Source organism: Streptomyces sp. NPDC002092 (genome assembly GCF_053593775.1).
Genome location: NZ_JBSFDG010000004.1, coordinates 18,863 through 33,127 on the forward strand (window position 1 = coordinate 18,863; position 14,265 = coordinate 33,127).

Genomic DNA, 14,265 nt, shown 5'->3' on the forward strand with positions numbered 1-14,265 from the left:
GGGCAGGTTCACGCCATGACCATCATCAGCTGGATCATCCTGGGGCTGTTGGCCGGGGCCATCGCCAAGTTCCTGCTGCCGGGCCGCGACCCGGGCGGCTTCATCGGCACGACTCTCATCGGCGTCGCGGGTGCCTTCATCGGCGGCTGGATCTCGGCCCGTTGGCTGGACCATCCGATCACCAAGAACTTCTACGACGGCGCGACATGGGCCGCGGCGATAGGCGGCTCACTCGTGCTCCTGATCGTCTACCGCATCCTGTTCGGCAACTCGCGCAACTGAGCACGACCGAGAACGCCCCGGACCGCAGCCAGCAGGCGAGAAGGGTGGGCACCGGCCAGGTGCCCACCCTTCCTCGTGGACCGGCAGCCGACGGCCAGCCGGGTGACTGTCATCCGACAGGGCTGAACCAGTAGCTCACCGGTAGTTCACGAACTGCAGCGCGAAGTCGAAGTCCTTGCCCTTCAGGAGCGCGATCACGGCCTGCAGGTCGTCACGGCTCTTCGAGCTGACGCGCAACTCGTCGCCCTGCACCTGCGCCTTGACGCCCTTGGGGCCCTCGTCGCGGATGATCTTCGCCACCTTCTTCGCGTTCTCCTGGGAGATGCCCTCCTCGATCGACGCGAAGATCTTGTACTCCTTGCCCGAGAGCTGGGGCTCGCCCGCGTCCAGCGCCTTCAGTGAGATCCCGCGCTTGATCAGCTTGGACTGGAAGACGTCGAGGACGGCCTTGACCCGGTCCTCGGAGTTCGCCTCCATGAGGATCTTGTCACCGGACCACGAGATCGAGGCACCCACGCCCTTGAAGTCGTAGCGCTGCGAGATCTCCTTGGCGGCCTGGTTGAGGGCGTTGTCGACCTCCTGCCGCTCGACCTTCGAGACGATGTCGAAACTGGAGTCGGCCATGTCCTGTGGCTCCTTGTATCGGTGCGTGATGGGGTGCGTACGGGGGCGTATCGGCGTACGTAGGGGCGGGCGCCGAGCCCGGCGTGGTCCGGGCCGCATCCGGACAAGCCTAGCCACCCGTCGTCCTCGGGGCGCAGATCAATCGGGTGGCGAAGCACCCCTCGGCATCGGGTATTGTTTACGTCGTTGCCAGGGAGCACCGCCGAAAAGCGGTTCGAACGGCAGCAAACCCGGCGGTGTGCCCGAGCGGCCAAAGGGAGCAGACTGTAAATCTGCCGGCTCAGCCTTCCCAGGTTCGAATCCTGGCGCCGCCACTTTGATGAAGAGACCCCCTCTGATCTGCGGAAACGCAGATCAGAGGGGGTCTCTTCATATGCGGCCGTCGGCATCACACCATCACGCCATCGAGCGGAACGGCCCGCACGAACTCCTCCGCTCAAGGTGTCCATGCGGACCGTGACTCACGGTCGGCCCAGATTGCCATCCGGGCTGTGGGCTGACGGGCCTACCCCTGTGCTGCTGCAGGCGCAACTACTCCCCGCTGTGTGCAAGTTCGATGTCGTGGTCGTCCATGCCGCCTCCCCGTACCGTCACCGTTGCCGCGTGCGGGGGATAGCCCGCCGCGATGACCGTGTACGCGCCGCTGTCCAGGTCGGAGAAGGCGTACGCGCCGTCGTGCCCGGTCCGGGTAGTGGCGACCGCGTTGCCCGCGGCGTCCACCAGGGTGACCCGGGCGTCGCTCAGTGGGGCGCCCGCTCCGCGTACCGTGCCCCGGACATGGGCGCCGGGCCGGAGTTCGACTTCGATGCGTGTGGTGCCCGCGCCGCCGAGCTCGACGGGCAGGGCCAGCGGGCGGTGCTTGGCGGAGTTCACGGCGAGCGTCACCGTCCCCGGCACCAGGTCGGTGACCGTGAACTCACCCAGCACGTCGGTCCGTCCGGTGGTCAGCACCTCCCCGCGCACATCGGTCACGATCACCACGGCGTCGGCGACCGGTGCCCCGCTGTCGGCCGACCGCACCAACCCGGCGAGGCCGCTCGTGCCGCTCAGCAGGACGTCGTACGAGACCGGCCCGTCGGCGACGACGAGTGTCGAGGCCTGCGGCTGGAAGCCGTCGGCGGAGGCGATCAGGACGTACGAACCGGCGGCGGGTGCGTCGACACCGTACGAGCCGTCGGCTCCCGAGACCGACCGGCTCAGCTGCTTTCCGCCGAGCGAGATGAGCGTGACCGGGGCCCCCGCCACGGGGACCCGTTCCGCCCCCAGGACATGCCCACTCACCGGGATTCCGCCGTCGGCGGAGCCGCTCGCCCCGTCAGGCCCGGCGGTGACGACGGAAGCCGATGAGGAAGCGGGCCTGGGCGAGGATCCGTCCGAGCGCGCGGCCGACAGACCAGGCGCACCCTCCCCGATTGAAGCCGAAGCCGAAGCCGCAGCCGTCGCGGACCGCCCCGGCGCCCCCTCTTCAGCCAGCCCGGGTGCGCCCCTCTCGCCTCCGGCCGCGGACGGCGTCGTAACAGACGCCAGGGCTGTCGCCGTGGCGGAGGCCCCTCCGGCAACACCCCTCGCCTCGGACGCCGAGTCGCCCGCTGCCGGAGCCGCCCGATGGCGCGGAATGAAGGACGCGACGGCGAAGGCGAGCAGCGCAGCTCCGCCGCCGACGGCCAGAACGGTCTTGAAGCCGTTCTCCGAGGGGAGAGGGACCCCGCCCAGGTCCGTGGTCATCTGCGACAGGATGACGCCGGCGACGGCGCTGGCGGTCGACGTGCCGATGGACCGCATCAGGGTGTTGAGACTGTTGGCGGCGCCCGACTGGGACGGGGGCACGGCGCCCATGATGAGGGCGGGCATGGCGCCGTAGGTGAAGCCGATGCCGCAACCGATGACGCACGACACCAGGACGAACTGCCAGACCTCGGACATCAGGAGGATCTGCAGGCCGTAGCCGGCCGCCACGATCAAGGAGCCCAGCATCAGGCTGGCCTTCGGGCCCTTGGCCTTGGAAAGGGCGGCCGAGACGGGGGCGATCGCCATCATCACCAAGCCGGAAGGGGCCATGACCAGGCCGGCGGTCAGCAGCGACTTGCCCAGACCGTAGCCGGTAGCCTCAGGCAACTGCAGGAGCTGCGGAAGCACCAGGGACATCGCGAACATGCCGAAGCCGAGGGCGATCGAGGCGAGGTTGGTGACCAGTACCTGACGGCGGCCGGTGGTGCGCAGGTCGACCAGCGGCTGCTCGGTACGAAGCTCGTACCAGCCCCACAGCAGCAGCACCACGACGGACGCCCCGAACAGGCCGAGCGTGGTGCCGCCGGTCCAGCCCCAGTCGCCGCCCTTGGAAATGCCGAGCAGCAGGCAGACCAGGCCGACCGCCATCCCGAGGCCGCCGACGACATCGAAGCGGCCGCCCGTCCGGACCTTGGACTCGGGGACGACGAACAGCACCAGCAGGAGCGCCACGGCACCCATCCCGGCCGAGCTCCAGAAAAGTACGTGCCAGTCGAAGTTGTCCGCGATCAGGGCGGCCGCGGGCAGGCCGAGAGCGGCACCGACGCCCAGCGAGGCGCTCATCAACGCGGTGGCCGAGCCGAGCCGTTCGGCGGGCAGTTCGTCCCGCATGATGCTGATGCCGAGCGGGATCACACCACCCGCCGTGCCCTGCAGCACCCGCCCGACGATCATCGGCGCCAGGGAGTCGCTGAGCGCGGCCGTGACCGATCCGGCGACCAGCAGGACCAGGCTGACCAGGAGCATGCGGCGCTTGCCGTACATGTCTCCCAGCCGACCCATCATCGGGACGGCCACGGCGGCGGCGAGCAGCGTGGCGGTGACGGCCCAGGCGGTGTCGGACGCCGGGGCGTCCAGGAGCTTCGGCAGCTCCGGGACGATCGGGATCACCAGGGTCTGCATCAGCGAGACCACGATCCCGCCGAAGGCCAGGACCGCTACGACGGCATTGGCCCGCGGTGCTGCGGACACCACCCCGTCGTCGGCGGGTCGGGGAAGGGCGTGGGACATGGGCCGGGCCTCCGTGGGCAAGGGGCATCGGGTTTGCGCGACACCCCTAAAGTAAGTCAGTTGATTGACTTAAGCAAGCACGGTGGACTCCGTAGCGTCCCGGTGAAGGCTTCGGGGTGACTTTGGCGCCCGGGAGGCTCCATCGGCGACCGGACGGGCGCGCGAGGTCCATGCGGGCCGGAGCGTGTGCCCCGCGCACAACACGGCCCCGCCCGGGGCACACTGACCCCATGTCCACTCGCCGCAGACGCTGCCCCGAATGCCGTCGCGAGATCGCCGTCGTCGCCGGCCGGTTCGCTCGCCACGACCCGCCCGGCGCGCGCGAGAACGGCGTACTCGTCTCCTGTCCCGGCTCCCGCCGCCAGGCACAACTGGACGCGGTCCAGCCATCACTGGACGGATACGTCGTCCCGGAGATACCTGGCCAACTGCCCCTGTTCTAGAGGGACGTGCAGCGAATGTTCTAGAGGGACTCACAGCGAACCGGCGCCCCGCTGGAGCTTCTCAAGCCGCATCCCCTCCAGCATCCCCCGCCGCCCACCCTCAGTTCCCGGCCACCGACTTCACCGCGACCGACACAGGTGCCGATCCGCTGACCAGTTCCAGGGTCAGTCCGGCCGTCGCCGGGGTCTCCACCAACTCCGCCAGTACGGCGGCCACGTCGTCCCGGGGGACGGCGCCGCGGCCCGTGTGCGCCTCCAGCCGTACGAGGCCGGTGCCGGCGTCGTTCGTCAGCATCCCGGGGCGCAGAATCGTCGCGTCCAGGGCGTCCTGCCGCAGCACGTACGCGTCGGCCTCACCCTTCGCACGCAGATACACGTCGAAGATGTCGTCCCCCTCGTGCGCGGGATCGGCGCCCATCGACGAGACGACCACATGTCGTCGTACGCCCGCTCGAACCGCCGCGTCCGCAAACAGGATCGCCGCTCCCTTGTCCACCGTGTCCTTGCGGGCCGTCCCGCTGCCGGGACCCGCACCCGCCGCGAACACCGCCGCGTCGGCGCCCTGCAGATGCGCCGCGACCTCCTCGACCGAGGCCGACTCCAGATCGAGCAGAACCGGTTCGGCACCGGCCTCCCGCAGGTCGTCGCCCTGTTCGGCGTGACGGATGATTCCCGCGACCTCATCTCCGCGCGCAGCGAGCAGCCGCTCCAGCCGCAGCGCGATCTGACCATGACCACCAGCGATGACAATGCGCATGTTTCCGACCGTACGCCCGGACGGCCGCGTCCGCCGCACGACTTGAGCCACGCCTCAGGGTGCGCACGCGGAGCGCACAAATGGAGGGTGCGCGCTGGGCGCGCGAGTCCCGACCATGCGCTCCCGGCGCACATCGCTGAGGCGCGCGCTGCCCGCTCGCTCCTTGTGCAAGACGTCGGAGCGGCTCTGGCGGAAGGCGTTCCCGTCGCTCGAACCGACGGCGTGACTTCGCCTCGGGCCGTCAGCGGATCGGAGCACGGGGCCCAACCGGGCAGGTGCACACGCCCAGCGTGCGCCCCGCGCACAAGCCCCACGCTGACCGCCCCTCACGCCTACACGCGCCCCCGGCACGCCCCTCAACGCCCACACGCCTCTCAGCACGCCTCTCAACGCCCGCACGCCTCTCAACGCCCGCACGCCTCTCAACGCCCGCACGCCCCTCAACGCCCGCCGGAATTCCTCACCAGGGCCGCAACACCCCGACGACGCGCACCCCACAACGCCCGCCGACCTCTCGTACCCCCACAACGCATGCGCCCGCCTCTCGCACCCCCACAACGCGCGCGCCCACTTCTCACACCCCCACAAACACGCGCACCACTCCCACTCCCGCCCAACCCCTCACGACAACTCGCCCCGCCCCTGCCGAGGCAACCCCAACTCCGCCGCCGCGGCCGAGTTGCAGTACTCCCGTACCGCGCTCGTCCGCGCCACCACCCGCCCCCGGTGCACCACGATGCGGCTGTACGCCAGCGACAACGCCCCCGCCAGCCGGTCGCCGCGCAGGGCCAGCAACTCCGCCGGGAAACCCGCCTCCACCCGCACCTCCGGCAGCCCCATGGCGGACCGAGCCGAGGAACTCACCGCGTCGTACGAGTCCTCGGGCCGCAACCCGTACCGGGAGGCCAGCAGATAGGCCGCCTCCAAGGGGTCCCCGCGCCCCACCGGGTTCGACAGGTCCCGCAGGGCGCCGCTGCCCGCAGCCACCCGGACGCCGGCCGCCCGCAGCAGCCGTACCGGAGCCGTGTCGCGCCGGTCGGTGCCGCCGCAGCCGCCCTGAGGCAGACACACCACCGTCACCCCGGCCGCCGCGAGCTGGTCGGCGGTGCGCCGCGCCGTCTCGGCGGGCAGCCGGCCGAGGCCGCCGCACGGTCCGAGCGTCACCCCGGGCCGCAGTCCCCCGGCCATCGCGGCGATGCGGGCGAGGCGGGCCGGATCGGCGGCGTCCGTGTGCAGGTCGACAGGACAGCCGTGTTCCGAGGCGACCTCGAGGACCGCCTCCACGTACCCGGTCGGATCCGGATCCAGGTCCGGACAGCCACCCACCACGGAGGCGCCCATCTTCAGGGCGTCCCGCAGCATCGCCAGGCCCTCCGCTCCGGCCACGCCGGTCAGCATGCGCGGCATCGCCACCGTCGTCAGTTCCGTCAGCCCGCGCAGCGAACGCCGCGCCTGCAGTACGGCGCCCAACGCGGCCAGCCCCTGCACGTCACCCACGCGCACATGTGCCCGCAGCGCGGTCGCCCCGTGCCCCAGCTGCAACAGCGCCGCCTCGGTGGCCCGGCGCTGTACGTCCTGGGGCTCGTACGAGGCCGGGCCGTCGTGCTCCGCGGACAGCGCGGTGTCCCCGTGCGCATGCGGTTCGGCCGGTGCCGGCAGCAGCAGATAGCCGCTGAGATCCACGCGCATGCCGCAGTCCCGCGCCCCGCCGGCAGCCAGGCTTCCGGCCGTGCCGACCGCTTCGATGCGCCCGCCGCTCAGCCGCACGTCCACGGTGCGGCCGTCGGTCAGCCGGGCCCCGCACAGCAGCAGGGCGGCCGGGTCACCCACCCGTCCCGAGGGCCCCGGAGAACCCGAGGACCCCGAGGAGGAGGACGAGCCCGAAGAGGAGGACGACGAGTGGGGTGGCTGCGGCTGGCTGTCGGGCATCGCACTCCAGGGGCTCGGGGGCTGCGCAGGGGAACGCAAGATCACGCAGAGTGAGTCGAGCCTAGGGTGGCGATCCGCCCGTGTCGGGGAGGAGCGCAATAGTCGTACCGGTGTGGTCCGCCGTATCGCAGCGGCCTCAGTGGCACCTGGGAGAGCCGGGAAACGGGCCCGGGCAGGGGTCCGGACCGCCGGTGGAACAGGCCGGGACGGGGGCCGCGAAACGGATTTGGGTGAACGGCGGCCGAGCGTGTAATGTCTTCATCGCTCGCCCCAATAGCTCAGTCGGCAGAGCGTCTCCATGGTAAGGAGAAGGTCTACGGTTCGATTCCGTATTGGGGCTCTGGTGTGTGAGGTTCCCGTCGCAAGACGGGAACGGATCGCATCGCAGCGGTGTAGCTCAGTCGGTAGAGCAAGCGGCTCATAATCGCTGTGTCACCGGTTCAAGTCCGGTCACCGCTACTGACAGTAGCCGATTGCGGGGTCGGTCCTTCGATCGGCTACTCTTCTATGCGTTAAACCGTCCTATCCGTTCGTCAAGGAGCACTCACGTGGCTGCCACCGACGTCCGCCCGAAGATCACGCTGGCCTGCGTGGAGTGCAAGGAGCGGAACTACATCACCAAGAAGAACCGGCGGAACAACCCGGACCGTCTTGAGATGAAGAAGCACTGCCCGCGTTGCAACGCGCACACCGCGCACCGCGAGACGCGATAAATCAGGCTCGTACGCGAGGCCGTCCCCACTAGCGGGGGGCGGCCTCGCGGCGTTTCACCCCCGGTTACCGGCCGGTTCCGCCCGACCATGGGCGCCCGGAACAGCTGTCCGGCGGGCACCCGCAGACATCAGCAGACATCCGCAGACATCAGAAGTCAGCAGCAGTCGGCAGCGGTCAGTAGCAGTCAGCGGACAGTAGCGAGTAGTCAGAAGTCAGCAGGCAGACACAGGAGGTGCCGAGCCATGGCGCTCGACCAGTCCTTCGTGGGGCGGAGCTACCCACCCACCGAGCCCTACGAGGTGGGCCGCGAGAAGATCCGCGAGTTCGCCGAGGCGGTGGGGGACCCCAACCCCGCGTACACGGACCCGGAGGCCGCCAAGGCACTCGGGCACCCCGATGTCATCGCGCCGCCGACCTTCGTCTTCGCGATCACCTTCAAGGCGGCCGGACAGGTCGTCCAGGACCCCCAGCTCGGCCTGGACTACAGCCGGGTCGTCCACGGCGACCAGAAGTTCTCCTACGTCCGCCCGGTCCGCGCCGGCGACCGCCTCACCGTCACCTCCACCATCGAGGCGATCAAGTCCCTGGCGGGCAACGACATCCTGGACATCCGTGGCGAGGTCCACGACGAGGCCGGCGAGCACGTCGTGACCGCCTGGACGAAGCTCGTCGCGCGCGCGGCAGAGGAGGCGTGAGCGAGAACATGACCGCGAAGATCGCATACGACGACATCGAGGTCGGCACGGAACTGCCCGCCCGGACCTTCCCTGTGACCCGCGCCACGCTCGTCCAGTACGCCGGCGCCTCGGGGGACTTCAACCCCATTCACTGGAACGAGAAGTTCGCCAAGGAGGTGGGCCTCCCGGACGTCATCGCGCACGGCATGTTCACCATGGCCGAGGCGATCCGGGTGGTCACCGACTGGACCGGCGACCCGGGCGCGGTCGTCGAGTACGGAGTCCGCTTCACCAAGCCCGTCGTCGTCCCGAACGACGACCAGGGCGCCCTCATCGAGGTCAGCGCCAAGGTGGCCGCCAAGCTCGACGACAACACGGTCCGCGTGGACCTCACGGCGACCAGCGCCGGGCAGAAGGTGCTGGGCATGTCACGGGCGGTCGTACGGCTGGCCTGAGCGGCGCGACTGGCGCGGTGTAAGGGGCACCCTCCATGCCGGAATGCCCCTTGCAACGTCTGCAACGTCTGCAACGTCTGCAACGTCTACGACACCCATGAACTCACCGGCCTTGAATGTCCAAGGCCGGTGCGGTTTCGTCGAGTGCGGCGCGGGCGGCAGCGGTGAAGGCGCTGATGCGTTCGGACACCCTGGTCACCTCGACCGCGTGCCGTTCCACGAACTTCACGTTGTGGTCGGCCGCGCGATCCGCCGAGTCGCGCCACGCGAGCAGTGTTGTCTGCATCGAGTGCAGCGCGGTTTTGACGCCATGGGCCAGCTGCTCCACCGTCTCGGGGCCTTCGACGGCGAGAGCGGCCCAGGCCGCCTGCACCGCCGTCAGGTTGTCGTGGGCGGCCTGGAGCCGCCGGTCCGCCTCCGCCGCGTCCACGTCACCGATCAGCGCCCGGGCGGCCTGTTTCAGGGCGTTGCCCGTCTCGTGCGCGGGCGCGAGGAAGGCGCTGTAGGCGTCGCGCCGGGCCTGTCGGCGCCACTGGGCATGGTCGATTCCGGCCTGGGCCCGTAACTGCTGACGGCTCGACCACCCGGAGATGGCCGCGGTGGCCACGGTGCCGAGAACGCCGACCGTCGCCCCCAGCAGGGCCGCGATTCCCTGATCCACAAGGCGATTGTGGCGTCTCCGTCCGGCCTCCGGAGCCCGATCCCCGTACCCCTTGACCTAGTTAGTGATTAAGTACTAACTTACTTGCATGGCCAGGATGAGCGCAGAAGAGAGGCGCGAGAGCGTCATTCGGGCGGCGACCACGGAGTTCGCCCGAGGCGGCTACTACGGCACGTCGACCGAGGCGATCGCCAAGCGGGTAGGTGTCTCGCAGCCGTATCTCTTCCGGCTCTTCCCGGGCAAGAAGGCCCTCTTCCTCGCGGTGGCGCAGCGGTGCATGGAGGACACCATCCGCACCTTCGAGGAAGCCGCCAGGGGGCTGGAGGGCGAAGAGGCCCTGCGTGCCATGGCGAACGCGTACACCAAGGTCATCGCCGAGCAGCCCGAGCGGCTGCTGATGCAGATGCAGATGTACGTCACCGTGGGCGCCGCCGAGCAGGCGGGCGACCGCGAACTCGGCGAGGCGGTGCGCAACGGATGGATGCGGCTGTGGGACACGGTCCATCTGCCGCTGGGTGCCGACACCGACGGGACGACGACGTTCATGGCGTACGGAATGCTCATCAACTGCCTGGTGGCCATGGGTTTTCCTCCCGAGCATCGAGTCTGGGAGGGGCTGTATCCAGAGGCACGGCTGGAAGGCCGTCTGGAGAAGTAGTCCACGCACTCCGCGGGAAAGGCGCCGCGACCGCCTTTTCATGGGCGCGAAAGTTAGTCATTAATAACTAACCAAAATCTCGACCGAGCGACTGATCACCCTCTGGGGGAGCGATGTCACAGCAGACCGCACGTCGCGGGGGAACCGCCTGGGCCCTCGTCATCACCAGCGTCGCCGGATTCATGGCGGCCCTCGACAACCTCGTCGTCACCACCGCCCTGCCCTCCATCCGCAAGGACCTGGGCGGCGCTCTGGACGACCTGGAATGGACTGTCAGCGCCTACACCCTCACCTTCGCCGTCCTGCTGATGTTCGGCGCGGCACTCGGCGACCGGTTCGGCCGCCGTCGGCTCTTCCTCGCCGGCCTCACCGTCTTCACCGGCGCCTCCGCGGCCGCGGCCATGGCGACCGGCATCAACTCCCTGATCGCCGCGCGTGCGGTGCAGGGCATGGGCGCCGCGATCATGATGCCCCTGACGCTCACCCTTCTCACGGCCGCCGTGCCCGCGGCCAAGCGCGGGATGGCGTACGGCATCTGGGGGGCCGTCAACGGCCTCGCCGTGGCCTCCGGCCCGCTGATCGGCGGCAGCCTCACCGAGCACGTCTCCTGGCACTGGATCTTCTGGCTGAACGTCCCGCTGGGCCTCGCCCTGCTGCCGCTGGCCCGCCTGCGCCTCGCCGAGTCGTACGGCACCGGCGCCCCGCTCGACGTCCCCGGCACCCTGCTCGCCAGCGGCGGCCTCTTCGGGATCGTCTACGGCCTGGTGCGCGGCCCCGCCGACGGCTGGACCGCCCCCTTGGTCCTGACCGGTCTCTTCGCCGGAACCGCGCTGCTCACAGCGTTCGTCGGCTACAGCCTGCGCGCCAAGAACCCCATGCTCCCGATGCGGCTGTTCCGCTCCCGCGCCTTCTCCGGCATCAACGCCGCGAGCCTGCTGATGTTCCTCGGAATGTTCGGCTCGATCTTCCTGCTCAGCCAGTTCATGCAGGGCGTGCTCGGCTACTCGCCCACGGAGGCGGGCCTGCGCATGCTGCCCTGGACCGGCATGCCGATGATCGCCGCGCCGATCGCAGGCATCCTGTCCGACCGCATCGGCGGCCGTCCCGTCGTCGCCACCGGCCTCTTCCTGCAGGCCGTCGGCCTCGGCTGGATGGCTTCCGTGGTGGCGCCCGGCGTGTCCTACGCCGCCCAGCTGCCCGCCCTGATCATCAGCGGCCTCGGTATGGGGCTGTACTTCGCCCCGGCCGCCAACCTGGTGATGTCCAGTGTCCGCGCCGATGAGCAGGGCATCGCCTCCGGGGCCAACAACGCGCTGCGCGAGGTGGGCGGCGCGCTCGGCATCGCGATCATGTCGTCGATCTTCTCGGCGCAGGGCGGCTACGAGTCCGCGCAGGCCTTCGTCGACGGCCTGCAGCCGGCGCTGGTGACCGGGTCCGCGGTCGTTGCGCTGGCCGGTCTGGCGGCACTGCTGATCCCGAGGCGGCGCGTCACGGAGCCCTCCGCGCCGACACCGACGGACGAACCGACTCCGGCACTCGAGCCGGTCGCAGGCTGACCCCCACCGCAGTGGCCCCGTCCCGAAGGGCGGGGCCACTGCGCATGCCCGGCGGCCGGGCCCGGGTCGGGGAGGTTTCGCTCGCCCGCGCTGGCGGGGTGCCGCTGCGCCCACCCGTGCCGCCCCAGCGGAACGACTGCCCGCAGCTACGGGGTTGGGCGGCGGCGCTCGCGGCTACGGGGGTTGGGTGGCGAGGCTCGCGGCTACGGGGGTTGGGCGGCGAGGCCCGCAGCTGCGGAGGCTGGGTGCCGATGTCCGCAGCTGCGGCGGCGGGGACGCGACTTCCCGCTGGCTGCGGCGGAGAGGCGGAGACGAGGTACGCACCCGCAGTCGCGTACGGCGGGAAGGGGACGTGGCGGGGGGTGCCCGCCCGCAGCGGCCGGCGTCACCCCCGAGCACTGTTGCACCCACCAGCAACCGCCGGACCGAGGACGGACACCCCCGGCGCGGCCCCGCCCCACCCACCGAACCACAGGCACTACTTACACCCCCACCGAAGCCGCACGGGCGCCGCAGGCATCCGCACCCAGACAGCCGCTCAGCCATCCACACCGAAGCCGCACGGGCGCCGCAGGCATCCGCACCCAGACAGCCGCTCAGCCATCCACACCGAACCCGCTCAGGCGCCGCAGGCAGACGCACCCCACCGAACCCGCACAAGCGCCGCAGGCAGACGCACCCCACCGAACCCGCACAAGCGCCGCAGGCATCCGCACCCCAGCCGCCCGCCCCCCGTCTCGTACCCTTGAGCCCGTGCAGGAACGACACGACGCCCCCCTCGCCCCGCTGACCACCTTCCGCCTGGGCGGTCCCGCGACCCGGCTGATCACCGCCACCACCGACGCCGAGGTGATCGCAGCGGTCCGGGAGGCCGACGACAGCGGCACCCCGCTCCTGCTGATCGGTGGCGGTTCCAACCTGGTCATCGGCGACAAGGGCTTCGCCGGCACCGCTCTCGTCATCGCCACCAAGGGCTTCGACCTCGACGGCACACGCCTGGAGCTCGCCGCCGGCGAGGTGTGGACCGACGCCGTGGCCCGCACCGTCGAGGCCGGACTCGCCGGCATCGAGTGCCTGGCCGGCATCCCGGGCTCGGCCGGCGCGACCCCCATCCAGAACGTCGGCGCGTACGGCCAGGAGGTCTCCTCGACCATCACCGAGGTGATCGCCTACGACCGCCACACCCGCGAAACGGTCACCGTCCCGAACGCCGACTGCGCCTTCACGTACCGCCACAGCCGCTTCAAGGCCGACCCCGATCGCTACGTCGTGCTGCGCGTCCGCTTCGAACTCGAAGACGCCGACGGCCTCTCCGGCCCCGTCAAGTACGCCGAGACGGCCCGCGCTCTCGGCGTCGAGCCCGGCGATCGCGTCCCCCTCGCAGCGGCCCGCGAGACCGTCCTCAAGCTGCGCGCCGGCAAGGGCATGGTCCTGGACCCCGAGGACCACGACACCTGGTCGGCCGGTTCCTTCTTCACCAACCCGATCCTCACCGACGCCCAGTTCGCCGCCTTCCACGCGCGCGTGCAGGAACGGCTCGGCGACGGCGTGGAGCCCCCCGCCTACCCGGCGGGCGAAGGCCACACCAAGACCTCCGCCGCCTGGCTGATCGACAAGGCGGGCTTCACCAAGGGCTATGGCGCGGGCCCCGCCCGCATCTCCACCAAGCACACCCTCGCCCTCACCAACCGCGGCGAAGCCACCACGGAGGACCTGCTCGCACTCGCCCGAGAGGTCGTCACCGGCGTCCACGAGGCCTTCGGCATCACGCTGGTCAACGAGCCGGTGACGGTCGGCGTCAGCCTGTAGCGCCGGTCCGGCCCGGGCGGCCGACCAGGGGGGCACAGGGCGTACGCCTAGTACGCCAGTCCCACCCCCTGCTTCACCGTCCCCTCGTCGTCGATCATCGCCAGCATGGCGTGCGCGACGTCGGCGCGTGCGATGAAGCGGCCCTTGCGCGGGAAGCCGCCGACGACGGTGCGATAGCGGCCGGTCAGCGGCTTGTTCTGCAGGCGCGGTGGCCGTACGGACGTCCAGTCCGTGCCGCTGCCGGCCAGCTCGGCCTCCATGCCGCGCAGGTCGGTGTACACGTCCTTCAGGGCGGCCGACACCAGACCGCGCATGGCACGGTCGAGCGCGCCCTCGCCGTCGGCGGCGGGGCCGACGGGAGCGGCGCTGACCACGAGCAGCCGTCGTACGCGCTCGGCCTCCATGGCGCGCAGGACCGTACGGGTCAGCCGGGTGGCGACCCCGGCGTCCTTGCGGCTGCGCGCTCCCAGGCCGGAGAGGACGGCGTCCCGGCCGCTGACGGCGGCGCGCAACTCGTCGGGGTCGGTGAGGTCGGCGCGGAAGACCTCCAGCGCGTCCCCCGTGACGTCGAGCCGGGCCGGATCGCGGACCACCGCGGTCACCCGGTGGCCGGCCCCGAGGGCCTGGCGCACGATCTCCCGGCCGATGCCGCCGGTGGCGCCGAAAACGGTGAGGTTCATGA

General features: G+C 70.7%; 14 protein-coding genes and 3 tRNA genes. 11 read left to right on the plus strand and 6 right to left on the minus strand.

Annotation, left to right across the window (positions count from 1 at the left end):
* The first annotated feature begins 15 nt into the window (after positions 1 to 15).
* Entirely contained in the window at positions 16 to 282 is a 267-nt protein-coding gene (locus ACWCRD_RS10095) for a GlsB/YeaQ/YmgE family stress response membrane protein (RefSeq protein WP_351462518.1), read from the plus strand.
* Between the two features lie 135 nt (positions 283 to 417).
* On the opposite strand, the gene ACWCRD_RS10100 is transcribed toward ACWCRD_RS10095, so the two are convergent.
* Positions 418 to 906, minus strand: coding sequence for a YajQ family cyclic di-GMP-binding protein (locus ACWCRD_RS10100; RefSeq protein WP_019756392.1), 489 nt, complete (start codon positions 904 to 906; stop codon positions 418 to 420).
* A 232-nt stretch (positions 907 to 1,138) separates the two neighbouring features.
* Here ACWCRD_RS10100 and ACWCRD_RS10105 point away from each other — a divergent pair.
* Positions 1,139 to 1,220: transfer RNA gene (locus tag ACWCRD_RS10105), tRNA-Tyr, on the plus strand.
* A 217-nt stretch (positions 1,221 to 1,437) separates the two neighbouring features.
* On the opposite strand, the gene ACWCRD_RS10110 is transcribed toward ACWCRD_RS10105, so the two are convergent.
* The gene (locus tag ACWCRD_RS10110) at positions 1,438 to 3,924 is read right to left on the minus strand and encodes an MFS transporter (RefSeq protein WP_450965438.1); all 2,487 of its coding nucleotides are present in this window, start codon (positions 3,922 to 3,924) and stop codon (positions 1,438 to 1,440) included.
* A gap of 230 nt (positions 3,925 to 4,154) precedes the next feature.
* Here ACWCRD_RS10110 and ACWCRD_RS10115 point away from each other — a divergent pair, with 230 nt between their 5' ends.
* Positions 4,155 to 4,367 carry a hypothetical protein gene (locus ACWCRD_RS10115; RefSeq protein ID WP_115906481.1) on the plus strand — a complete coding sequence of 71 codons (213 nt, stop codon included), beginning with the start codon at positions 4,155 to 4,157 and terminating at the stop codon, positions 4,365 to 4,367.
* 100 nt (positions 4,368 to 4,467) lie between these two features.
* Here the strand turns inward: ACWCRD_RS10115 and ACWCRD_RS10120 are convergent, their stop codons facing one another.
* Both ACWCRD_RS10120 and ACWCRD_RS10125 read right to left on the minus strand, forming a co-directional pair.
* Positions 4,468 to 5,124: an NAD(P)H-binding protein gene (locus tag ACWCRD_RS10120; protein WP_450965439.1), complete on the minus strand. Its 657-nt coding sequence runs from the start codon at positions 5,122 to 5,124 to the stop codon at positions 4,468 to 4,470.
* Between the two features lie 621 nt (positions 5,125 to 5,745).
* Positions 5,746 to 7,053, minus strand: a complete 1,308-nt coding sequence (locus ACWCRD_RS10125) for an amidohydrolase family protein (RefSeq protein WP_450965440.1) — start codon at positions 7,051 to 7,053, stop codon at positions 5,746 to 5,748.
* Positions 7,054 to 7,320: 267 nt separating this feature from the next.
* On the opposite strand from ACWCRD_RS10125, the gene ACWCRD_RS10130 reads away from it, so the two are divergent.
* From ACWCRD_RS10130 to ACWCRD_RS10150, 5 genes are all read left to right on the plus strand, one after another.
* Positions 7,321 to 7,393 (plus strand) — tRNA-Thr (locus ACWCRD_RS10130).
* Between the two features lie 46 nt (positions 7,394 to 7,439).
* Positions 7,440 to 7,512: transfer RNA gene (locus tag ACWCRD_RS10135), tRNA-Met, on the plus strand.
* Between the two features lie 89 nt (positions 7,513 to 7,601).
* Entirely contained in the window at positions 7,602 to 7,766 is a 165-nt protein-coding gene (rpmG, locus tag ACWCRD_RS10140; protein WP_003948671.1) for a 50S ribosomal protein L33, read from the plus strand.
* A 243-nt stretch (positions 7,767 to 8,009) separates the two neighbouring features.
* Positions 8,010 to 8,462 carry a MaoC family dehydratase N-terminal domain-containing protein gene (locus ACWCRD_RS10145; protein ID WP_232650397.1) on the plus strand — a complete coding sequence of 151 codons (453 nt, stop codon included), beginning with the start codon at positions 8,010 to 8,012 and terminating at the stop codon, positions 8,460 to 8,462.
* An 8-nt stretch (positions 8,463 to 8,470) separates the two neighbouring features.
* Positions 8,471 to 8,899 carry a MaoC family dehydratase gene (locus ACWCRD_RS10150; protein WP_344403672.1) on the plus strand — a complete coding sequence of 143 codons (429 nt, stop codon included), beginning with the start codon at positions 8,471 to 8,473 and terminating at the stop codon, positions 8,897 to 8,899.
* A gap of 103 nt (positions 8,900 to 9,002) precedes the next feature.
* Here the strand turns inward: ACWCRD_RS10150 and ACWCRD_RS10155 are convergent, their stop codons facing one another.
* Entirely contained in the window at positions 9,003 to 9,560 is a 558-nt protein-coding gene (locus ACWCRD_RS10155; RefSeq protein WP_450965441.1) for a hypothetical protein, read from the minus strand.
* Positions 9,561 to 9,648: 88 nt separating this feature from the next.
* Between ACWCRD_RS10155 and ACWCRD_RS10160 the strand changes: the two genes are divergently transcribed.
* The 3 genes from ACWCRD_RS10160 (at position 9,649) to ACWCRD_RS10170 (ending at position 13,583) form a co-directional block, all read left to right on the plus strand.
* A complete protein-coding gene (locus tag ACWCRD_RS10160; RefSeq protein ID WP_450965442.1) occupies positions 9,649 to 10,218 on the plus strand; it encodes a TetR/AcrR family transcriptional regulator in 570 nt (189 codons plus the stop codon).
* 113 nt (positions 10,219 to 10,331) lie between these two features.
* On the plus strand, positions 10,332 to 11,774 hold the full coding sequence (locus ACWCRD_RS10165) for a DHA2 family efflux MFS transporter permease subunit (protein WP_450965443.1): 1,443 nt from the start codon (positions 10,332 to 10,334) through the stop codon (positions 11,772 to 11,774).
* A gap of 753 nt (positions 11,775 to 12,527) precedes the next feature.
* Complete coding sequence (locus tag ACWCRD_RS10170; protein ID WP_450965444.1) at positions 12,528 to 13,583, plus strand: UDP-N-acetylmuramate dehydrogenase; 1,056 nt, start codon at positions 12,528 to 12,530, stop codon at positions 13,581 to 13,583.
* A gap of 47 nt (positions 13,584 to 13,630) precedes the next feature.
* On the opposite strand, the gene ACWCRD_RS10175 is transcribed toward ACWCRD_RS10170, so the two are convergent.
* Positions 13,631 to 14,263 carry an NAD(P)-dependent oxidoreductase gene (locus ACWCRD_RS10175; protein WP_450965445.1) on the minus strand — a complete coding sequence of 211 codons (633 nt, stop codon included), beginning with the start codon at positions 14,261 to 14,263 and terminating at the stop codon, positions 13,631 to 13,633.
* Positions 14,264 to 14,265 lie beyond the last annotated feature (2 nt).